The sequence below is a fragment of the Parasphingopyxis sp. genome (assembly GCF_052168295.1).
Lineage (GTDB): Bacteria > Pseudomonadota > Alphaproteobacteria > Sphingomonadales > Sphingomonadaceae > Parasphingopyxis.
The window spans coordinates 24,178-45,145 of record NZ_JBQLZN010000033.1; the positions used below are offsets into that span (position 1 = coordinate 24,178).

The 20,968-nt window shown below is 65.0% G+C and carries 21 protein-coding genes; 6 read left to right on the top strand and 15 right to left on the bottom strand.

Annotation, left to right across the window (positions count from 1 at the left end; all coding sequences use genetic code 11):
* Nucleotide 1: 1 nt before the first annotated feature.
* The 5 genes from ACTS1Z_RS05335 to ACTS1Z_RS05355 all read right to left on the bottom strand — a co-directional run bounded on the left by ACTS1Z_RS05335 (nucleotide 2) and on the right by ACTS1Z_RS05355 (nucleotide 4,854).
* Nucleotides 2-1,390 (bottom strand): TIGR03013 family XrtA/PEP-CTERM system glycosyltransferase, encoded by a 1,389-nt coding sequence (locus ACTS1Z_RS05335; protein ID WP_442623410.1) that lies wholly within the window; start codon nucleotides 1,388-1,390, stop codon nucleotides 2-4.
* 126 nt (nucleotides 1,391-1,516) lie between these two features.
* Nucleotides 1,517-2,314, bottom strand: a complete 798-nt coding sequence (locus ACTS1Z_RS05340; RefSeq protein ID WP_442623411.1) for a crotonase/enoyl-CoA hydratase family protein — start codon at nucleotides 2,312-2,314, stop codon at nucleotides 1,517-1,519.
* Between the two features lie 4 nt (nucleotides 2,315-2,318).
* Nucleotides 2,319-3,044 carry an SDR family NAD(P)-dependent oxidoreductase gene (locus tag ACTS1Z_RS05345; RefSeq protein ID WP_442623412.1) on the bottom strand — a complete coding sequence of 242 codons (726 nt, stop codon included), beginning with the start codon at nucleotides 3,042-3,044 and terminating at the stop codon, nucleotides 2,319-2,321.
* Between the two features lie 3 nt (nucleotides 3,045-3,047).
* Nucleotides 3,048-3,941, bottom strand: a complete 894-nt coding sequence (locus ACTS1Z_RS05350; protein ID WP_442623413.1) for a phytanoyl-CoA dioxygenase family protein — start codon at nucleotides 3,939-3,941, stop codon at nucleotides 3,048-3,050.
* Between the two features lies 1 nt (nucleotide 3,942).
* Nucleotides 3,943-4,854 carry a fatty acid desaturase family protein gene (locus ACTS1Z_RS05355; protein WP_442623414.1) on the bottom strand — a complete coding sequence of 304 codons (912 nt, stop codon included), beginning with the start codon at nucleotides 4,852-4,854 and terminating at the stop codon, nucleotides 3,943-3,945.
* Between the two features lie 94 nt (nucleotides 4,855-4,948).
* Here ACTS1Z_RS05355 and ACTS1Z_RS05360 point away from each other — a divergent pair, with 94 nt between their 5' ends.
* Entirely contained in the window at nucleotides 4,949-5,728 is a 780-nt protein-coding gene (locus ACTS1Z_RS05360) for a hypothetical protein (protein WP_442623415.1), read from the top strand.
* Between the two features lie 40 nt (nucleotides 5,729-5,768).
* On the top strand, nucleotides 5,769-6,824 hold the full coding sequence (locus ACTS1Z_RS05365; RefSeq protein WP_442623416.1) for a mannose-1-phosphate guanylyltransferase/mannose-6-phosphate isomerase: 1,056 nt from the start codon (nucleotides 5,769-5,771) through the stop codon (nucleotides 6,822-6,824).
* Here the strand turns inward: ACTS1Z_RS05365 and ACTS1Z_RS05370 are convergent.
* Nucleotides 6,821-7,588, bottom strand: a complete 768-nt coding sequence (locus ACTS1Z_RS05370) for a hypothetical protein (protein WP_442623417.1) — start codon at nucleotides 7,586-7,588, stop codon at nucleotides 6,821-6,823. The genes ACTS1Z_RS05365 and ACTS1Z_RS05370 overlap by 4 nt on opposite strands.
* A 34-nt stretch (nucleotides 7,589-7,622) precedes the next feature.
* Nucleotides 7,623-9,014 (bottom strand): helix-turn-helix domain-containing protein, encoded by a 1,392-nt coding sequence (locus ACTS1Z_RS05375; RefSeq protein ID WP_442623418.1) that lies wholly within the window; start codon nucleotides 9,012-9,014, stop codon nucleotides 7,623-7,625.
* Nucleotides 9,015-9,213: 199 nt separating this feature from the next.
* Between ACTS1Z_RS05375 and aceA the strand changes: the two genes are divergently transcribed.
* Nucleotides 9,214-10,494: an isocitrate lyase gene (aceA, locus tag ACTS1Z_RS05380; protein WP_442623419.1), complete on the top strand. Its 1,281-nt coding sequence runs from the start codon at nucleotides 9,214-9,216 to the stop codon at nucleotides 10,492-10,494.
* A gap of 138 nt (nucleotides 10,495-10,632) precedes the next feature.
* Here aceA and ACTS1Z_RS05385 read toward each other — a convergent pair whose 3' ends face one another.
* Nucleotides 10,633-11,457 (bottom strand): MmyB family transcriptional regulator, encoded by an 825-nt coding sequence (locus tag ACTS1Z_RS05385; RefSeq protein WP_442623420.1) that lies wholly within the window; start codon nucleotides 11,455-11,457, stop codon nucleotides 10,633-10,635.
* Nucleotides 11,458-11,528: 71 nt separating this feature from the next.
* On the opposite strand from ACTS1Z_RS05385, the gene ACTS1Z_RS05390 reads away from it, so the two are divergent.
* Together ACTS1Z_RS05390 and ACTS1Z_RS05395 are read left to right on the top strand one after the other, a co-directional pair.
* Nucleotides 11,529-11,975, top strand: coding sequence for a hypothetical protein (locus ACTS1Z_RS05390; RefSeq protein WP_442623421.1), 447 nt, complete (start codon nucleotides 11,529-11,531; stop codon nucleotides 11,973-11,975).
* Between the two features lie 102 nt (nucleotides 11,976-12,077).
* The gene (locus ACTS1Z_RS05395; RefSeq protein ID WP_442623422.1) at nucleotides 12,078-12,347 is read left to right on the top strand and encodes an excalibur calcium-binding domain-containing protein; all 270 of its coding nucleotides are present in this window, start codon (nucleotides 12,078-12,080) and stop codon (nucleotides 12,345-12,347) included.
* On the opposite strand, the gene ACTS1Z_RS05400 is transcribed toward ACTS1Z_RS05395, so the two are convergent.
* From ACTS1Z_RS05400 to ACTS1Z_RS05420, 5 genes are read right to left on the bottom strand one after another with little or no spacing between them, the layout of a single operon-like run.
* Nucleotides 12,344-13,669: an amidohydrolase gene (locus ACTS1Z_RS05400; RefSeq protein WP_442623423.1), complete on the bottom strand. Its 1,326-nt coding sequence runs from the start codon at nucleotides 13,667-13,669 to the stop codon at nucleotides 12,344-12,346. The genes ACTS1Z_RS05395 and ACTS1Z_RS05400 overlap by 4 nt on opposite strands.
* Nucleotides 13,670-13,690: 21 nt before the next feature.
* The gene (locus tag ACTS1Z_RS05405) at nucleotides 13,691-14,182 is read right to left on the bottom strand and encodes a hypothetical protein (RefSeq protein ID WP_442623424.1); all 492 of its coding nucleotides are present in this window, start codon (nucleotides 14,180-14,182) and stop codon (nucleotides 13,691-13,693) included.
* 11 nt (nucleotides 14,183-14,193) lie between these two features.
* Nucleotides 14,194-14,847: a DUF4893 domain-containing protein gene (locus ACTS1Z_RS05410; protein WP_442623448.1), complete on the bottom strand. Its 654-nt coding sequence runs from the start codon at nucleotides 14,845-14,847 to the stop codon at nucleotides 14,194-14,196.
* Nucleotides 14,848-14,890: 43 nt separating this feature from the next.
* Entirely contained in the window at nucleotides 14,891-15,676 is a 786-nt protein-coding gene (locus tag ACTS1Z_RS05415; protein ID WP_442623425.1) for a 3-hydroxybutyrate dehydrogenase, read from the bottom strand.
* Nucleotides 15,677-15,693: 17 nt separating this feature from the next.
* The gene (locus ACTS1Z_RS05420) at nucleotides 15,694-16,824 is read right to left on the bottom strand and encodes a patatin-like phospholipase family protein (RefSeq protein ID WP_442623426.1); all 1,131 of its coding nucleotides are present in this window, start codon (nucleotides 16,822-16,824) and stop codon (nucleotides 15,694-15,696) included.
* A 133-nt stretch (nucleotides 16,825-16,957) separates the two neighbouring features.
* On the opposite strand from ACTS1Z_RS05420, the gene ypfJ reads away from it, so the two are divergent.
* Nucleotides 16,958-17,851: a KPN_02809 family neutral zinc metallopeptidase gene (ypfJ, locus tag ACTS1Z_RS05425; RefSeq protein ID WP_442623427.1), complete on the top strand. Its 894-nt coding sequence runs from the start codon at nucleotides 16,958-16,960 to the stop codon at nucleotides 17,849-17,851.
* Here ypfJ and ACTS1Z_RS05430 read toward each other — a convergent pair.
* Together ACTS1Z_RS05430 and ACTS1Z_RS05435 are read right to left on the bottom strand one after the other, a co-directional pair.
* Nucleotides 17,838-19,805, bottom strand: coding sequence for a hypothetical protein (locus ACTS1Z_RS05430; RefSeq protein WP_442623428.1), 1,968 nt, complete (start codon nucleotides 19,803-19,805; stop codon nucleotides 17,838-17,840). The genes ypfJ and ACTS1Z_RS05430 overlap by 14 nt on opposite strands.
* An 80-nt stretch (nucleotides 19,806-19,885) precedes the next feature.
* Entirely contained in the window at nucleotides 19,886-20,875 is a 990-nt protein-coding gene (locus ACTS1Z_RS05435; protein ID WP_442623429.1) for an NADP-dependent oxidoreductase, read from the bottom strand.
* Nucleotides 20,876-20,968: the final 93 nt, after the last annotated feature.

Here is a 20,968-nt window from a genome sequence, read left to right on the forward strand (position 1 = left end):
GTCAGCGCGCGCCTTCGGGCCAGATCACGACGCGTACGGTCTGCAGGAGGATCAGCAGATCGAGGAAGGGCGTGTAATTCTTGGCATAGTAGAGATCATATTCGAGCTTGTGCCGCGCATCCTCCAGGCTCGCGCCATAAGGATAGTTGACCTGCGCCCAGCCGGTGATCCCGGGCTTCACCATATGGCGCTCGGCATAATAGGGCATCTTGGTCGCCAGATCGTCGACAAACTGTTTGCGTTCCGGGCGCGGGCCGACGAAGCTCATCTCGCCCTTCAGGACGGTCCAGGCCTGGGGCAGCTCGTCGATCCGGATCTTGCGGATGAAACGGCCGACCCGGGTGATGCGCGGGTCGTTTTTCTGCGCCCAGACGGCTTCGCCATCCTTCTCCGCATTGTCGCGCATGGAGCGGAGCTTGATCAGCTCGAACTCCTGGCCGTACTGGCCGACGCGCTTCTGGCGGAAGAAAGCGGGGCCCTTGCTTTCGAGCTTGATGGCGATCGCGGTCAGGAGGATGATCGGTGCGGTGACGACCAGCAGTAGCGCGCTGGCGACGATATCGAACAGGCGTTTGAGCGCGCTCGAAATCCGCCGCCCGCTCGAAAAGCCGTCGGAGAAGATCAGCCAGCTCGGATTGACGCTGTCGAGATCGACCCGGCCCGTTTCGCGTTCGAGGAAGCTCGACAGGTCGTTAACGTGCACGCCCGTCGTCTTGATCCGCAACAGATCGTCGAGCGGCAGCGCGTTTCGCCGCTCCTCGAGCGCCAGCACGACCTCGCTCGCATTCAACAGCACGACATGGTCGGCGAGATTGTAGATCGCCTCGCGATTGATCGCTTCGGGGATTTCCTGCCGCCCGTCGTTCATCGCTATATAACCGACGACGACGAAGCCGGAACCCGGATCCTTGGCGAGATCCTTGATCCGCTGCGCCCGGCTGCCCGCGCCCAGGACGACGAGGCGCCGCTTGAAGGCTGCGCCGCCCAGCGTCTTGCCGAGCAGGATACGCATCCCGAACAGGAGGACGGTTGCGATGATCATCGAGTAGAAGAGATTGGACCGCCAGAGCGAGAGATCGGGCACGAGGAAGAAGATCGCCGAAAGGCAGATGATCCCGATCGAGATCGCCACGAGCAGGCGGGCGAGCGCGAAACGCAGCGAATTGAGCGCCTCGGTGCCGTATACGCCGACCGCGATCATCGCGATTTCGAGTGCGACGGCGAAGGCGAGCAGCTCGGGAATCCGCGTCGTTACCGGTTCGGGTATCGCGCCGATCTGGCTGAGCCGATAGACCCATCCGAGCTCCGCCGCGACAAAGAGCAGGATGAAATCCATGATCCCCAGCAGCAGCACCGCATTGGGCACATAATGTTTGAACAGCCTGATCACGCCCGGAAACGCCCGTTATTGCCTGCAATTCAGACTGTCTTAGCCGCAAATCGTAAAGAAATCCGACACAATAGCCCTGTCGGGATGTTTTACGGCGGCGGGTTGGACCGCTCGGCGTGAAACGCGCTATTTTCCTTTGAAATCAGGGACTCGCTTCTCGAGAATGGCGTCGATGCCCTCGATATGATCCTCGGTCACATGCATCAGCGCCTGGCTCGCGGCCGACATTTCCATGATCGTGTCGAAATCGCTGGTCGCGCCGCGCCGCATCAGCTGTTTGGCGAGGCGCAGCGCCTGTGGCGGCTGGCCGGCGATTTTTTCGGCCAGCTCCATGGCGTCGTCCATCAGCCGTTCGCCCGGCACGACGCGCGAAACCAGCCCCCATTCGAGCGCCGTTTCGGCATCGATCACATCGCCGGTGTAGAGCAGCTCGGCTGCGCGCGCATGGCCGATGATCCGCGGCAACAGCCATGCCCCGCCATCGCCCGGGATCAGCGCGAGCTTCAGGAAGGTCACGCCGAACTTCGCTTTGTCCGAGGCGATCCGGAGATCGGCCATGCAGGCGACGTCGCACCCCAGGCCGATGGCCGGGCCGTTGACCGCGGCGATCAGCGGCAGCTCGAAATGGTAGAGCGCGCGCACCAGCTTGTGGATGCCGCCGCGATAGCTGCGCCGGATATCGTCGGGCGCGCCGCCGAACGCGCCATCGCGTTTGCCCATCGCCTTGATGTCGCCGCCGGCCGAGAAGGCCCGGCCCGCGCCGGTCAGGATCGCCGCGCGGATATCGGGATCGGCTGTCACCTCGTCGCACGCGGCGGCAATTTCCGCGCCGTCCGGGCCGTTGCTCAGCGCGTTCATCGAATCCGGGCGGTTTAGGGTCAGCACTGCCACCGCGCCATGCTTATCGACTTTGAGCACGCTCATCGGGCTACCAGTTTTCCTTGAACGGCCGGAGGTCGATTTCGTGCGTCCATGCGGAGCGGTGCTGGCTGTGCAGATGCCAGAAATTTTCCGCGATCGCGTCCGGATCGAGGCTGCCATCCTCGCCCAGCTGTTCGAGATATTCGCCGAAGCGGCTGCGCACCATTTCACCGTCGATCACGCCATCGACGACAACATGGCCGACATGGACGCCCTCAGGCCCATATTCGCGCGCCAGCGACTGGGCGAGCATCCTCAGCCCCGCCTTGGCGGCGGCGAAATGGGCGAAAGCGGGCCGCCCGCGCAGCGAGGCAGACGCACCGGTGAACAGCATGGAGCCATGGCCCTGTTCGGCGAGGATCGGCATCGCCGCCTTGGCGGTCAGCATGCCGCCGAGACAGCAGACCCGCCAGAATTGCTCGAACTGTTCGCTCGTCAGCTCCGCGAAGGGGATGATCGCATTATTGCCGACATTGTAGATGACCGCGTCGATGGCTCCTTGCGCGGCCGCATGGTCCAACAGCGCCGCGATGTCGCCGGCATCGGTCGCGTCGCCGGCCAGCGCTTCCGCGCTGCCGCCATCGGCCGCGATGCTTTCGACGACCGCATCGAGCTTGTCCTTGGTCCGGCCGGAAACGATCGTGTGCAGTCCCTCGGCGGCGAACCGCCGCGCGATTGCCGCGCCGAGCCCGCGTTCGGCACCGACGCCGAGAACAATTGCCGATCCGGCCATGATTCACCCTCCCTGTTGCTGCGTATCCTCCAATACACGCTTCGGGTGCATGCCGTCGACATAGCCCATGAAGGGCGGGTGGATCGAATAGCCGATCAATTCGCGGGCGCGCTCGGGCAGGGTTGCCGCCTGAGCGGGCGTCATCGTCATCGCCATATTCTCAAGTTGCCGCGCCCAGCCCGTGCAATATTGGGGCGTGACGATCAGGCGCGGCGCGTCCGACCGGTTCGCGCCGCCGCGATGCCAAAGCGTGCCCTTGGTCACCATCAGCGAGCCGGACGGCATGATCGCCTTGATCGCGTCGTCGCGTGCGGCCGGATCGTCATCGACATCGCGGATCTCGGTGTTGGCGAAATCGGCGGCGCTGTTCGCGCCGGCAATGCTGTCTTCGGGCCAGAGATGGCTGCCGGGCAGCAGCTCGGTCGCGCCATTATCCTCGGTCATCGGGTCGATCGCCCAGAAGGTGCTGACACCGAAGGACGGGCGCGGGCGATCGACGCGTAAATGGCTGTCGTCATAGTGCCAAGGCTGGACGGTCTCGCCGGGCTGCAGCTTGATCGCGAGGCAGGCGGAGAGCAGGCAGCTCTTACCCAGATCGGCCTCGGCAAAGGCGAGCGCCAACGGATGGGTGACGAGATCGGCGAAGACCGGCGACTTGGCGAGCATCGCATAGACGCGATTGGACTTCATGCCCTCGAAATCGTTGCGGCCCGTGACGTCCGCATCGAGCCAAGGCTGCAGCGCCGCGCGCTGGCGATCAACCTCTTCGGGCGGCAGTACGTTTTCGAAGATCAGATAACCGGTTTCGTCGAACTCGGCCTTCCAGTCGGCGAAGCTGCGCCCGCCCAGCCATTGCGCGATGTCGCTTTCCGCGACGCCCTCTTCGCCCCGCGCCATGTCAGGCCGCCGCCGCTACGGGTTCGGGCCGGATGGCGCGCCGGATGACGTCGCGATAGCCGCGCGAGAGGCAGTCGTGCCGGTCATAATAGCCGCGTTCGCGCAACAACCTGTGCAGCTTGGGCAGGTTATAGGGCGGCACGGCCGCGAAATGGTGATGCTCGCAATGATAGTTGACGTAGTTGGGCGCGAGGAACAGCCGCTCGATCGGGTTGGCGATCGTGGTGTTCGTATTGTCGCGCGGTTCGAGGCTCAGCCGGTCCTTCACCACCCCATGCTCGCCGATATTGCGCAGCCGGGTGACGGCGGGGAAGACGAAGAGCTCGGCCACCCACCACAGCGCATAGGCCCAGGGCGCCCCCGCGAGCCAGAGTGCAGCGAACAGCACAGCATGAAAGGCGAGCCAGGGCAGGTCCTTGGGCAGCTTCAGCTTGCGCAGCTTGAAGATCAGGTCGCGAATGCCCGTGCGCCCGGTGAAATCGCGCGTGAACTTGCGGCGCAAACTGTCGCGCGGCACCGGATAGTTTTTGACGAGCGCGATATCCGGATCCTTCGGCGTGCCGGCATGCTGGTGATGCGTCAGATGATATTTGCGATAGGCGCGCAGCGAAACGTTCATCGGCCCGCCCGCCAGCCAATGGCCGACGAACTCGTTGACCCGGCGGCTCGAAAAGAAAGCGTGATGTGCACAATCGTGCATGATCACCGAAAGGCCGAGCTGACGCCCGGCAAGCAGTGCGATAGCGAGCAGGATCGTCAGCGGATTGGGCCACAGGATTGCCATCGCGAATGCACCGGCGATGATCGAGTAGTTGATCGCGAGGATACCCAGCGCCTTGACGTCGGACGTCTTCATCAGCGCGCGCAATTCGTCCTTGCTGACGGCGTCGGACAGGCTGACCGGTTCGGACATGATCGCTCCCTTGCAAGGTGACCGCAAAACTTATAACTGATAATCACATATTATGTCAATTTCTGTTTCATTCGATCGGCCGGACGGCGCAGACATGACGGGGCGCAGCCTCATCCTGTCGCTGATGAACGCCGTCGGCACGCGGCAGATGACGGCGGCGCAGCTCGTCGCGGCCGGCTCGATCTTCGAGATCGAGGATAGCGCGATGCGCATGGCGGCGACGCGGCTGATCAAGGAGGGGTTGCTGGAGAGCGCGGGGCGCGGGCTATACGTATCCGGCCCCGTATCGCGGCCCTTGCGCGATCAGGTCCGCGGCTGGCGCAATGTCCGCGAACGCACACGGGACTGGGCGGGCGGCTGGCTCGCCGTGCCCGCCGGCAATCTCGGACGTACCGATCGCAAGCAGTTGGCAGCGCGGTCCCAGGCCCTCAAGCTCAACGGCTTTGCCGAGGCCGAGCCCGATCTCTGGGTGCGCCCTGCCAATCTTGCCATGGACATCGAGACGCTGCGCGCCGAGTTGATCGGGATCGGTCTCGATGCGGGCGCGATGCTGTTCGAACTGGCCGACTATGCCGCGCCCGATGGCATGGATTTCGCAACGTTGTGGGACGCCGAGCAGCTGCAGGCGCGCTATGCCGAGGCGCTGGCGGTCATCGAAACGAGCGCCGCCCGGCTAGGCGACCTGCCGCTCGGTGCCGCCGCCCGCGAATCCCTGCTGCTCGGCCAGGCCGCGATCCGGCTCATCAACCTCGATCCGCTGCTGCCCGGCGCGATGGTCGACAATGGTCCGCGCGACCGGCTGGTCGAAGCGATGAAGAGTTACAATGCACGCGGCCAGGCGATCTGGCGCGACTATTACCGGTCCGTGGCATAACGGCTTTCGCCGCGCGGGCTAAACCGCCATAAGGCCGTGCATGGCGAAACCCCTGATCACTCCCGTCATCCTGACCGGCGGCAGCGGTACGCGGCTCTGGCCGCTCTCGCGCAAGGCGCGCGCCAAGCAGTTCCTCCCGCTGGCAAGCGAGCGCACGATGCTCGAAGAGACGATCGCGCGCACGACCGGGGACCGGTTCACGCGGCCGATGCTGGTTGGCGGCGCGGCGCAGGCCGATATGCTGCGCGCGCTGGGCGGCGATGCGCGCCTGATGCTCGAGCCGATGGCGCGCAACACTGCGCCGGCGATTGCGCTCGCCGCGCTCGCGCTGGACCCGGATGCGCTGATGCTGGTCATGCCGAGCGACCATGTGATCGCCGACGTCCCGGCCTTTCAGGCGGCAGTCGAGACGGCGGCCGAATTGGCGGCGGAAGACTGGCTTGTCACGTTCGGCATCGCGCCGGACGGGCCGAAAACGGGCTATGGCTATATTCTGGAAGGCGGGGCCATCGGCGATGGCGCGTTCGCGGTGGAACGGTTCGTCGAGAAGCCGGACCGCGAAACGGCCGATCGGTTTTTGGCCGCAGGCGGCTATCACTGGAATGGCGGCATCTTCCTGTTCACCGCCCGCGCCTATCTCGACGGGCTCGACGCCCATGCGCCGGAGATTGCGGCAGCGGCCCGCGCGGCGATGGCGGATGTGGCGGCGGATGCGGATTCCGTTGAACCCGACGCCGCAGCGTTCGGCGCCGCGCCGTCCATTTCCATCGACTATGCGGTGATGGAGAAGGCCGACCGTGTCGCCGTCGTGCCGGTCAGCATGGGTTGGTCGGACCTTGGCAGTTGGGATGCGCTGCACGATTTGCTGGAGAAGGATGCGGCCGGGAATGCGTTGTCGGGCGACGCCCTAGCCATCGACAGCGCGAATACGCTTATCCACTCCGACGGACCGACAGTGGCCGCCGTCGGCGTCAACGACCTGATTGTCGTCGCGACCGGCGATGCCGTTCTCATCCTGCCGCGCGGCGAAAGCCAGCGCGTGAAGGATGTGGTCGAAGCGCTTAAGGCGAACGGGGATCCAAAGGGGCTTCTCTAACGGACGGTGATCGTCCGGCTACCGACACCGGTATTCCCGGTGATCGGGTGATAGGCGATCACCGATATCGTATGGACACCGCTTTCGGCCGGCGTGAACGCGCCCGCGAATTGCGTGGCCGTTCCCGCATAGGCGAGATCGCCGTCGGTCACGGCCGCGCCGTCGCGCGTGACGCTGTAGCTGATCTCATACTGGTCCGCGTCCCATGTCCCGCCCGGCGTCAGCGGGCAGCCGCACAGATGAGCGACTTCGACCGCGATCGGCACTTCGGTCCCCGCCGAAAACTCGCGGCCGAAGGAGGACGGCGCGCCGAGATCGACGATCAGGCCGGACAGGGTCAGGATCACCCCGTCCGCGCCATGCGGCGGGCGGCCCGGTATCATCCAGAGCGTCTGCGAGGCGGCGGTTGCGGCCTGCGGATGATCGACCGGCCCATGGGCGTCGATCCGTACGCGCGTCGGCGCGTCGATATCGATCGTCGCGGAAAAGCCGGCATCGCCTTCGCCCGCAATGCTGCCGTGCCGGGCGCGCGGCGTATTGACGATCCGGTCGGTATTGCCGGTGGTGCCTGCGGTCACGCCCTCGGCGAGCACGGCATTGGTCTCGGCATCGCGGATCACGACATGCGCGCCGCCCAATGTCGTACCGATGAACTTCGCATCGTCGGAAAGGACGCGGACCGTGATCGGCGTCGGTTCGGCTGCAGCCGTCGCCGGCATGGCGAGCAGCGCTGCGGACAGCATAAGGGTCGAAAATCTCTGCATTTTCAGGCCTCCGGTCGAGCGTTGGGATGCCCGGTTAATCGCCTGCAAAAGCAAAGGGCGTCAAGGCCCGTTCGCGTTCGTTGATAAGGAGCGCGCGGCCCGAGGGCGGTGCGCTGCGCTGCGGGCAATCGGCGCGCGTACAGGCGCGGCAGCCAAGCCCGATCGGCGTCGCCGTGCCCGCCTGCAAGTCCATGCCCCGTGCCTCGGCCAGCGATCCGGCGTGCTCGGCCGCCAGCCCAAGCCCGATTGCGAACTCGGCGCGCACGCCGCTCGGCGCGCGGCTGACCGGATGAACGGTGCGCGAAATCGTCAGCCAGCGGCTCTCATCCTCGAGGACAACCAGCTGGCGCGAAAATTCGCCGGGTCGGTCGAAGGCGCGGTGGATATGCCAGAGCGGGCAAAAGCCCGTCGCATCGGTCAGCGGCGATCCGCTGGCCCCGGCATAGCGTTTGGACACCGTCCCCGCCCGGTCGATGCGCATCATGAAGAAGGGCAGGCCGCGCTCGCCGACACGCTGCAGCGTCGTCAGCCGATGCGCGACCTGCTCGAATCCCGCGCCGAAGCGCCGCTGCAACAACTCGAAATCATAACCGCTCCCTTCGCAGGCGCGCAGGAACCGGCGATAGGGCATCATCAGTCCGGCGGCGAAATAGCCGGCGAGGTGCCGATGATAGAAACGCTCCTGTACGGCTTCGGCGAATTCGGCCCCGGCGACCAGCGCGTCTATCTCGGCCTTGGCTTCGATCTGGGCGAGCTGGAAGCCGGCCTGGAAAGTGCGGCTCGCCTGGTCGAGCATTTCGGAAAGCTGCAACTGGCGCGCGTGCAGATCGAGCCGCCGCAGCCGGTCGGGCATGACATCGGCGGGCAGGATGCGGATCGTGAGCTGGTGCTTGGAGCGCAGGCGTTCGGCGATCGCGCCGTAGAGATCGCCCGCGCCGAGGCGTAACTCATCGGCGAGCGCCTCGGCCTGGCTGTCGAGATCGGCATAATGGTTTTTCCAGCGCTCGATCTCGCGGCGGACGGGGATGATCGGATCCAGCGCCTGCGGATCGCCGCTGCCACCGCCCTGCACCATGCGGTCAAAGGTGCGGGCGAAGGCCTCCGCGCCACCCGGGGCCGCGGCCAGCCATTCGAGCAGCTCGTTGCGGTCGATGTCGAGGTCGGAGAAGAGCGGATCGGCGAGCCGCCGCCGGAGCCCCGTCTCGCCGCCGCCCGGCTCATCGTCGGACAGGCTACGCGGATCGAAATCGAACTGTTCGGCGAGACGCAACAGCAGCGTTGCCGAAAGCGGCCGCTGGTTGCGCTCGATGAGGTTCAAATAGCTCGGGCTGATATCGAGCGTCTCGGCCATCGCCGCCTGGGTGAGCCCGGCCTGGCGGCGGACGCGCTTGATCCGGTGTCCGGCAAAGAGCTTGGGGTCGGCCATGTCTTCCTCTCGGCCGTGGCCAGACGCTTGTCAATAACTTTACAAAAATACACAGCCAGCCGCGAGATGTCCGACAGCCGAACCGAATATATCGCACTGCAGCATGGGCGCTGGAACGCGAATCGGCTATGAGAATTAGCGAAGCGCGGCGCAAAGCCGTTCCTCCCCAAGCGAAAAGAGATGTAAAGGATTAACTGCAATGGCGACTTTCGAAGAGCTGATTCCCGCCGCACCCGGCCGTTTCGACGGCATCACCCGTCCCTATGGCCCCGACAAGGTCGCGGCGCTGCGCGGGTCGGTGAAGATCGATTACACGCTGGCGACCAAGGGCGCGAACAAGCTCTGGGAGCTGCTGCACAGCGAAGACTATATCAACGCGCTCGGCGCGCTGTCCGGCAATCAGGCGATGCAGATGGTGCGCGCCGGGCTGCAGGCGATCTACCTGTCCGGCTGGCAGGTCGCGGCCGACAATAACACGGCCGGCGCCATGTATCCCGATCAGTCGCTCTATCCGGCCAATGCGGGTCCCGAGCTGGCGCGCAAGATCAACAACACGCTGCAGCGCGCCGACCAGATCGAGCATTCGGAAGGCGGGGCGGAGCGCGACTGGTTCGCGCCGATCGTCGCCGACGCCGAGGCTGGCTTTGGCGGACCGCTCAACTGTTTCGAGATCATGAAGGCCTATGTGACGGCCGGCGCCGCGGGCGTGCATTATGAAGACCAGCTCGCGAGCGAAAAGAAATGCGGCCATCTCGGCGGTAAGGTGCTGATCCCGACCCAGGCGCATATTCGCAATCTCGATGCCGCGCGCCTCGCCGCGGACGTCTGCGGCGTGCCGATGGTCATCTGTGCCCGCACCGATGCAGAGAGTGCGAAGCTCATGACCTCGGACATCGACGAGCGCGATCATGAGTTCATGACCGGCGAGCGCACGCCCGAAGGCTTTTTCCGTCTCAAGGACGGCACGGGCGTCGATCACTGCATCAAGCGCGGCCTCGCCTTTGCCGAGCATGCCGACCTTCTGTGGTGGGAAACGTCGAAGCCCAATCTCGACGATGCCCGCCGCTTCGCCGAAGCGATCAAGAAGGAATATCCGAACAAGATGCTGGCCTATAACTGCTCGCCCAGCTTCAACTGGGAGGCCAATCTCGACAAGGATACGATCGCCAAGTTCCAGCGCGAGATCGGCGCGATGGGCTACAAGTTCCAGTTCGTGACGCTGGCCGGTTTCCACCAGCTCAACCACGGCATGTTCGAACTCGCCCGCGGCTACAAGGATCGCGGCATGGCGGCCTATTCGGAGCTGCAGCAGGCCGAGTTCGATTCGGAAGAAAATGGCTACACCGCGACGCGTCACCAGCGCGAAGTCGGCACCGGTTATTTCGATATGGTCTCCAACGCGATCACGGGCGGCCAGAGCTCGACCACGGCACTCGCCGAATCGACCGAAGCCGACCAGTTCGTCGAGGCGGCCGAGTAAACAAGCTTACTGATGGGGGCAGGTGCCCCCATCTTTTGTATTGAACACCCTATGGGAGAGGGTGCCTGCCCAGATTACCGAGCTTTTCCTGGGGAGGAGAAGAGACGCCCGTCCGGAGCAATCCAGGCGGGCGTTTTCTTATGCCGCCGGAACGGGTGACAGCGATTCGAGTGCTGCGGCCGTCTCGGTATCGGCGGGTATCAGCGTTTCGATCGTGATATTCTCGGCCGTCCGGTCTTCGGCGGCGCCGAAATGGGCGAGCGTGGCGTGGAAGCGGAACGTGCGGTCCTGCGTGCGATAGCATTCCATGATGACGGCCGCGGGGTCGTCCGCACACTCTTCTTCCGTGATGCGGGCGGCGCGCGCGGCGGGATAGCGGGATACGCGTTCGAATGTCCGTCTGGCCCCGGCATCGTTGCGCGCGGCGTTGCGGAGACGGCGCAAGATATGCGGAACGGTTCGCTCGGGCTCGACCAGCCATTGCGAGACGCCCGCCGGATGCAGGCTGAGATCGAAGATGTTGAGAGTGCCGTCTGCGGCGGTCTCGCTCCACAAGCATCTGTCCGGCGAAAGCCAGTCGAGCAGACGATCGACGCCGCTATTGCGCAGCAGGACCGTGCCGTCGGCCGCGAATACATAGCTCGGCCAGGGTTCGTATTTATCCACCAGGCGCGCGAGGCTGTCGCGAATCGGCGCCATCACCCCATCGTTCCAGCGCAGCGGATGACGGGCGGCACGCAACCCTGCCGCCGCGAGCAACATTGCGGCCTCGCTCCCGCTCAGGCCAAGGCCCGCGACCAGCTTGCGCAGTGCCTGGCGACCAGGCTGCGCGCGGCCGGTTTCGAGGAAACTGATATGACGCTGCGACAGGTCGCAGCGCATTCCCAGCCCCTCCTGCGATAGACGGAGCGCCCGGCGATAGCGCGCGAGCACTGGCCCGAATGCGACAGTCTCTTGCTTCATGATCTATAGGTAATTGATTCTATTATGTCGGGTGCCGACAAGGCAAGCGCATTTGTCTGGAGGAGAGTGATATGATCGAGCGATGGCGCGAATGGATCGCGGCTTTCGATGCCTGCTGCGATGACGATGGATGGGACCGGCTGGCCGCGTTTCTGGCCGAGGGCGTCCGCTATACTGTGTCGGGAACGAGCTTCGCGTGCGCGCTTTCGGGCCGCGATGCCGTCATCGCCGGCTTCGCGAAATCGGTACGCGGGTTCGACAAGCGGTTCGATGAACGCCACTGGTTCGGCGTCGGTGTGCGGGTTTATCCTCCACATATCGTAACGGCGCGCTCGATGGGTGTGTATCGCCACGGAGACCTGCCGCCCCTCCACTTTTCGGCGCAGAGCCAGTGGCAGTTCCGCGACACGCTGATTCACGCGATGTCCGATGTATACGACCCTGAAGAGGCCGATGTCGCCGCCGCGCTGCAATGGCTCGTCGATCACGGCCAGGATCTCGACCCGAGCTATGCATAACGGCTGAATTTTTCGCGCCGCGTTTCGAACGGTCCGCTGCACGTTAATCTTTCGAAAGGACCGTCTGATATTCTCGCACCGCTTCGGCGGAAGGAGGATGTCATGTCGCTGTCGATCGCCATTGCCGCGATGATGCTCCATCCGGGCGGCTTGGCCGCCGATAGATGTCATAGGGACGGCTCGACGGGTGTGCGTCATTGCGATGGCGCAGCGCGCTCGACACCGGCCACGCGCAGAGCATCCGGCGCGTTCGTCAATTGCGATGCGGCGCGGGCGGCGGGGGCCGCGCCCGTCTATCGCGGCCAGCCCGGTTACGGCCCGCATCTCGACCGCGACAATGACGGGATCGGCTGCGAGCCCTATCGGCGCTAGTCCGCGTTGCTTTCCGGTTGCAGAATATCGAGCGCCGCGACGACGAGCGCTTCAGTCGCCGTGCCAACAACAGTTTCGGCATCGGGCGCCCAGTGCGCGCTGTGGAGCGAGGGCAGCTCGATCTCGCCGCGTTGCGCGGCCTCCCAGCGATCGTGCGGCACGCCGCCGACCCAGAAGAGCACGCTCTGCACATTGTCTCGGTCGGCGCGGTAATAGCGGCTGAAATCCTCGCCACCCATGACAGGCTCGCCTTCGAGCACGCGATCTTCGCCGAACCGACCGCGCCACAGCGTCATCAGTTCGCCCGACATTTCCGGCGTGTTGTAAACCGCGGGCGTATACTCGTCGCGCCGCGTCACCAAGGGCAGCAGGTCATCGGGCAGCCCCGCAACCATGCCCTCGGCGCGTGCGATCCTTTCGATGCCGCTCAGCAGCTGCTCGCGCACCTCGTCGGTATAGCTGCGGACGGTAAGCAGCAGCTGCGCTTCGTCCGAAATGATATTGTGTTTCGAGCCCGCGCGGAAACTGCCGACGGTCACGACGGCGGGCTGCTGCGGATCGACCTCGCGGCTGACCAGCGTCTGCAGCGCGCCGACGATCCGCGAACCGAGCACGATGGGGTCGCGCGTCGTATGCGGATAGGCGCCGTGGCCGCCCACGCCACGCACATGGATATCGACGCTGTCGACATTGGCCATGGCGAAACCGGATACGACGCCGATTGTGCCCGCCGGGGCCGAGGCGGCGTTATGGAAGGTGAGCGCATAGTCGGGCCGGGGGAAGCGCTCATAGAGCCCGTCTTCGAGCATCATGCGCGCGCCGGCGCCGCGTTCCTCGGCCGGCTGGAGGATCGCGACGAGCGTGCCCGACCATTGATCGCGCCGCGCGACGAGCTGGCGGACCGCGCCGACCCAGGCCGTCATATGCGTATCGTGCGCGCACGCGTGCATGACGTGCGATTCGATGCCCTCATCGGTGGTCGCGACGACCGTGCTCGCAAAGGGAAGGCCGGTTTCCTCCCGCACCGGCAGCCCGTCCATATCGGCGCGGAGGAGCAGTGTCGGGCCCGGGCCGTTTTCCATGACCGCGACGACGCCATGCCCGCCGACCCCGGTCGTCACGTCGAAGCCCAGCTCCTCGGCGATCGCGGCCAGATGCGCGGCCGTATCGTCTTCCTGGAAGGAGAGTTCGGGATTGGCATGCAGATGGCGGTAGAGTTCCATCAGCTCCGGCATGTCTGCGGCGATCGCATCGCTCAGCGCGTCTGCATGCGCTGGCGTGGCCGCGAAGAGGAGGGGAAGGGCGTAGAGCAGGTGTTTCATGTCGATATCCTCGAAATGGCGTTACGGGTTGGGCGCGTGTCCGGCTTTCGCCGTGAAACCGGCATCGGCTTCGAACTGGGCGAGTGCCTGAGATCGGGTCCGCAACTGGATCGGGAGCATGACCGCGCCGATCACGGTCGCGATCAGCGGCGTCAGGGTGAAAAGGCTGGCAATGCCATCTTCTGACCAGTTCAGCAGGAAGATCGGCAGGCTTACGAAAAAGCAGATCGCATAGATCCATGTCGCGAGATTGGGAAAGGCGAGCAATTCTTCTCCGGATGCGGTGCGGGCCGCATATATGCCCCGCTGGTCTCCGGCCTTGAACAGATAGAAGCGCCCCGACAGGCCGGGCGCGATCATGGCTTTCATTTTCGGGAGCGCGACCAGCTTTCTATGCTCAATCGTCTCGCCGTGGACGTCGCGAAACACTATCCGGCGATAGATCGTCTGTGCCAGCCCCGACCGACCCTCATCCGCCGATTCTATCGTCCCGTCGATCGTCCAGGCCGTCATTCGCCCCTCCCTCAGTCCTCTGGCACCAGCTCGATCACATCGACCAGCGACTCAAAGCGCGGATAGGGTAGCACGAGCCGCCAGCGCGCGTCGCCGATCCGCTCGAGGATGCCGGACATGTCGCGCGTCGCGTCGCGGCCATAGACATGGGCGCGCGTTTCGTCGCCGAGCACGAGCACGCCGAGAAAGACCATCCGCAGCCGGTTATCGGGGTAGAAGGTGCCGCTCGGCCGCTGCGATCCGGTGAGCTTTTCGAAGCGCAGGGTCTCGCCCTGATCGTCGATCCGGCAGCGGAACCAGGGATAGGCGACGAAAGAGAGGGGCACGCTACCCTGCGATCCGAGCTTCACGAAGCGGCAGCGATAATAGCCGGCCGGTGGGCGCGGATCGGCGAGGCCGGCATCCGGCTGCAGCAGCACGCCTTCCTGCGCGACCTCGTGCGCATGGCCGCCCGCCGAGGCATCGGCGACGCCCTCGCGGAAGGACCGGCGGGCATTGGATATCCGCCTCCGGTCGTCTTGCGTCGCGATCGAGCGCCAGATGGTCGGCAGTTCCTGATCGGGATTCGCGCCCGCGGGCGTACCGGTGACGCCGGTCGTATAAGCGCAGGACGCGGTCAGCAAAGCCGCTGTAATCGCGGAGATTATTGCAAGCACTCGCCCCATCATGCTGGAAAGCCTAGCCGATCCCGTGCGTCCGGCATAGCCGCTACTGCGCTGTCCAGCCGCCGTCGATGACGAGATTGGCGCCGGTCGTCGATGCGGCTTCGTCGCGGCACAGATAGAGCGCCTGGGCGGCGACCTGTTCGGGCGTGACGAACTGTTTGGTCGGCTGGGCGGCGAGCAGGACGTCGTTCATCACTTCCTCGCGCGTCATACCGCGCGAGCGCATCGTGTCGGGAATCTGCTTCTCGACCAGCGGGGTCCAGACATAGCCGGGGCTGATGCAGTTCACGGTGATGCCGTGCTGCGCGGTTTCGAGCGCCAGCGTTTTGACCAGCCCGGCAATGCCGTGTTTCGCCGCGACATAGGCCGACTTGTTGGGGCTCGCGACGAGCGAATGGGCCGACGCGGTGCAGATGATCCGGCCCCAGCCTTTCTGCTTCATCGTCGGGACGGTTAGCCGGGCAAGGTGCCAAGCCGATGACAGATTGATCGCGACGATCGCGTCCCATTTTCCGACCGGGAAATCCTCGATCGGTGCGACATGCTGAATGCCGGCATTGGCGATCGCGATATCGGCCGTGCCCAGTTCTTCCGCACAACGGACGACCATCGCCTCGATCGCTTCGGGGTCGGTCATGTCCGCATCGGAATAGGCGGCCTTGGCGCCTGACGTTTCTTCCAGCGCCGCGCGCTCGGCTTCGATTTCGTCGGCGTCGCCGAAACCGTTGATCATCACGCTCGCGCCTTCGCCCGCCAGCACCTTGGCATAGGCGAGGCCGATGCCAGACGTGGAGCCGGTAACGATCGCGGTCTTGCCTTTAAGAAACATGGAAATCGCTTTCTTCTCTAAACGGTGCCGAGATCGAAGGCGGCGCTCTTGCCGTCGACGATATTGCGCGCGATGACGTCGCCCTGCCGCATCGTCGCCGCGACGGCGGCGCGGCCGGCCGCCCAATGCTCCTCCATCGTACGCCGCGAAAATTCGTAGTCGCGCGCGCCGCCCTCCCAGGCATTGGCCTTGTGAATGAGGTGAACGATGTTGAGTGCGGGTTCTTCGGCCAGCGCCTTGAGCGCGGCGATATCGGGATCGTCGCACAGGCTCTCGGGCAGCTTGTTCAGCGCCGCGCGGATCGTGTCGGCCGTCCTGCTGCGTTCGAGAAACTGGTCGGTGATCTGGCGGGTCCGGCTCGAATAGCGGATCTCCTTTTCGCGGGCGAGCACATCGTCGATCGTTTCCGGGCGGCCGTCGGATGCGGCGAACAGGTCGACTTGGAAGACCAGCATGTCCGCCGCGCGTTCGGCGACGATATGCTGGAGCGGCGTATTCGATACGAGCCCGCCGTCCCACCACAGGCAGCCGTCGATCTCGACCGGCGGCAGGCCTGGCGGCAGCGCCCCCGACGCCATGATGTGCCGGGCGTCGAGCGGCTCGAGCGCGCTGTCGAAATAGCGGAAATTGCCCGTTTCGACGTTAACCGCGCCGACCGACAGGCGGACGGCGCCGCTATTGATACGCTCCCAGTCGATATAGCGGTCCAGCGTCTCGCGTAGCGGCGCGCTGTCATAGAAGCTCAGTGCCGCGTCGGTGCCGGGGAGCGCGATGAAGGGCGGCATGGGCCGCGGCTGGAAAAAGCCCGGCACGCCGAAGGTCGCAACGAAACCGGCCGACCATTGGTGCAGCGCTTCGCGCATATAGCCGTCGGGCCAGACCGGGAAGCTGGGCAGCGCCGCCGTCACCTCTTCCCAGAACTCGCGGAGTTGGCGGACGCGATTCTCCGGCGGGTTGCCCGCGATGATCGCGGCGTTGATCGCGCCGATCGATATGCCCGCGACCCAGTCCGGCATGATGCCGGCTCCGGCGAGCGCCTCGAATACGCCGGCCTGGTACGAGCCGAGCGCGCCGCCGCCTTGCAGGACGAGCGCCGTCTGTTCGGGGAGCGGCAGGGCCGGTTCGCGCATGGGTTCGATATCCGCCATGATTACCGCCGCTTATCGTAAAGCTGGCGGCGCGTTGCAACGGCATGCGGCGCCTATCCACGGAAAAATTGCAACTTGCGCTGCGCCCGCGCATTGTCTTTCCAGGTCGTTCTGGCCGAGGGAGGAATTTGCCATGCGTCTCGACGATCTCGATCCGAGCCGGAATACGCGTGACCGCGGGCGTGGCGGCGGCGGTGGTGGCTTCAGGGGCGGCGGGCTCGGCGGACTGATCGGGCTGCTGCCGATGCTGCTCGGCCGCCGCATGGGGCTCGGCACGATCATCGTCATCGCGATTATCGGCTATTTCCTGTTTTCGAGCGGCGGGCTGCAGGTCGGCAACGTCGCGCCGTCGGGTTCCGCCGAACAGGGCACGGGAACGCCGCAGGCCTGCGATACCGAGGCAGAACTCTTCGCCTGCCGCGTGCTGACTTCGACCGAACAGACGTGGACCGACTTGTTCCGGCGGAACGGGTCGCAATATGCGCCGCCGACGCTCAACTTCTACCAGGGTGGCACGCGCTCGGGCTGCGGTGCAGCGTCGGCCACGATGGGTCCCTTCTACTGCCCGGCCGACCAGGGCATCTATCTCGACACGAGCTTCTTCGACCAGATGGAGCGCGAGATGGGCGCGGGCGGCGATTTCGCCCAGGCCTATGTTATCGCGCACGAGGTCGGCCATCATATCCAGTATCTGACCGGCGTCGCGCGGGACGTCCGCACGCGGCAGCAGAGCGTGAGTTCGGAAGAGGGCAATGCGCTGCAGGTGCGCATGGAGCTGCAGGCCGATTGCTATGCCGGGGTATGGGCCGCACGCAACCGCGACCGGATGGAACCGGGCGACATGGAGGAAGGCATGCAGGCGGCGAACGCGATCGGCGACGATACGCTGCAGCGCCAGGCGCAGGGCTATACGGTGCCCGAAAGCTTCACCCACGGTACGTCCGAACAGCGGATGCGCTGGCTGCGCCGCGGCCTCGAAACCGGCGATCCGGCGGCCTGCGACACGTTCGGCACTAACCGGCTTTAGCGGCGGCCCCTTCTTTCTCGACCCTGCGCACGGAAATGCGGGTGAAGATGTACGTGATCGCCGATTGCGCGACGAGCGCCATGCCGAGCAGGATGGCGGCGAGCGCCAAAGTGGCCCATGGCGGGAGCGCTACGAACAGCGTCTGATCCAGAAAGCCCAGATTGGCGAGCGCCGCGACGTCCAGCGTCGGGGCGGCCAGCGTGAAGAGCAGCGCCGATACGATGCTCTGCGTTCCGAGAAAAGCGATGGTCAGCTTCGGCTTGTTATCGGATCGGGCAAGATCCCAGTTGAGTGCGGCCTCGCGCCGCCAGCGGCTCAGGCCTACCAGTGCGATCCCCGCAAGCGTCAGTCCGGAGATGACGGCGAGAACGGGGGGCCAGCCGGTCCAACTATCCGTCGGGACCGGCGTCTCTATGCCGAGCCAGGCCAATACCCCGCCAGCGATCGCGGCCACGATACCGGTGAGCAAGAGCAGCAACCCGCCGGTTGCGACAAATTGCGCCGTCGCGAACCAGAAGGTGCCGACCCCGGCATGGCCCGGGACATCTTCGCTTCCAACGCCGTCGATCAGCCAGTTGGCGATTGCGCGGCGCTGCACGACGCGCTTGGCCCCGCTGTCCGTGCGTTCGCGCGAAAGCAGATAGCGGACATGAGAAATGCCGACATGAAAGTCCCAGCGCGTGCCGACATTTGTGAGGTCCGGCAGGAGCTCGGGCAGCCCTTCGGCCTGATAGGCGTCGAGCTTGCCCGCGACCGGATCGTTGTCGCTGTAGAGATTGACCCAGCGGCATTCGGGCGGGAAGGCGCGCCGCGGCTTGTGATCTTCTTCTTCGGTGCCGTCAGGTGCGGGCAGGGGCACCTGGTCGTCGGGGGTCGCCACGATCCGCGGCCAGACCGCGGCAAATTTGTCGAGCGGCGAACCATAGGTGAAAAAGCATCTGAGCCCGGCGAATATCTTGCGCCGGCTGATACACTCTTCGTCGGCGAGCCAGGTCGGCCGCGCCGGCATCATCCGGTGCATCGTCTCCGGCCGCCGGCGGCATTGCGTCGGGTCGTGTTTGTAAAAGCCCGGTAGCTCGGCCCAGGCTTTCTGCGTCAGATAGTTGGGCAGGGCATGGCCCGTCTCGGTCAGCCCGTTATAGGCGAGCACCGATCCCAGGCTGTGCGCCGCGACGCCCCAATGGTCGTAATGATGCGTGCCCATCGCGACCATCTGCGTCACCATGCGGCGGCGGATCGGCACGCGCAGCGGCTGGCCGGGGTCGCTCGGCAGGCTGTTATTGGGATAGGCGCGCCGCTCATAGACGCGCACATCCCCGACATATTGGACGAGCAGGCTCGCAAAGGGCACCCGGGCGATCATGCTGACCAGCTTGCCGAGCAGCGTCCAGGAAAAGACGCTGAGGATGGTTGCGAAGGCGGCGGCTGCGAGGCGCGCGCGCACCCAGAAATCCTCGACAAACTCTCCGCCGCCGCGCGGCATCAGGATTTCCGGTTCGGGCGGTTCGCCATGTAGCGGCGCATCGGGCCGGGTTTGCTGCTGCGGCTGGGTGGTCGAACGGATCTCGGGCGATTCCCGCATGCCCGTCGGGTCCAGCTCGCGATAGATGGGCGCTGCCCATTGGCCGAGCCCCCAGGACCAGAAGCCGATGGTTTCCGATAGCGTGGTCCGCGCGCCGAGATCGCCCCACCACACTTCGTGGCAGTCGATCTGCACGATCGGGTCGGTCTCCGCCTGATCGTGGAGATGCACGGTCATCGGTGCGGTCGCATAGGCGCCGAATTCGGGCGCGTCGGGTTCGCGCTTCCATCCTTCCGTCCGGTCGGTGACCGTGACGCGGCGCTTGCCCTCGCCCTTGATGATTTCAGCCAGCTCGCCGACCGAGTGGCGTAGATGGTCGAAGCGCTCCTGTTCGCCGATACCGTGGACAAAAAGCAGACCGACCTTGCGCACGCACGCCTCCTCGGCCGGGAGGATGCAGCGAAGCTGCGAGTCGGATCAAGCGGAGGCGCTTGAAATCGCGCCCGAAACGGTCAGACCTTGACGAGCATCTTCCCCGTATTGCCGCCGGTAAACAGGCCGATGAACGCATCGACTTGGCTGTCCAGCCCCTCATGTACGGTTTCCTGGCTGGTCAGCTTCCCGGCCTGCAGCATCGCGCCCATATCCTGGTGGAACTCGGCCATCCGATCCATGAACTGGGTGACGATGAAGCCGCGCATGGTGATGCCCTTACCGATCAGGTTCATGATGTAGCGGAATTCCATAGGCTCGGTGCTGTTATAACCCGAGATCATCCCGCATTCGGAAAAGCGGGCGCCCTGATTGGCGACCGCGAAAGCGCAGTCCAGATGCTCGCCGCCGACATTGTCGAAATAGACGTCGAGGCCGTTGGGCATCGCGGCCATCATCTTGTCGAGCAATTCGCCTTCTGCCTTGTAATCGATACAGTCGTCGGCGCCGAGCGATTTGACCCAGTCGCATTTATCCTGCCCGCCGGCCGAACCGATCGCCGTCATGCCCTTGGCCTTGGCGACCTGGATCACGGTCGAGCCGACAGCGCCCGCCGCGCCGGAGACGAATACGATATCGCCCTCCTTCGCCTGGCCGACTTCGAGCAGGCCGAAATAGGCCGTCATGCCCGGCATGCCGAGAAAGCCGAGAAAAGACTGAATCGGAATGCCGAGATCGGGCAGCTTCTGGGCTTCGGCGGCCGGGACCACGGCCTCGTCGCGCCAGCCCATCATATGCTGCACCATGTCGCCGACCTCGAACCCGTCGGCATTGCTCTCGACGACTTCGCCGATCGCGCCGCCCTGCATCGGTTCGCCGATCGCGAAGGGCGGGACATAGCTTTTCACGTCGCGCATCCGGCCGCGCATATAGGGATCGACCGAGAGCCATTTGTTCGCGACGCGGATCGTGCCGTCGCCCATCGGCGTCTGCTCGAATTCCTTGAGCTCGAAATTCTCATGCGCGGGCATCGCTTCGGGGCGGGATTTCAGGTGCCATGCAGTGGCCATATGTCTCTCCTGGTACGACTCGGGTTTTCGATTGCAACCGAGCGTAGCAGGCCAAGCGCGTATCGCCAGCCGAAACGAAAAGGCCCGGCCGTT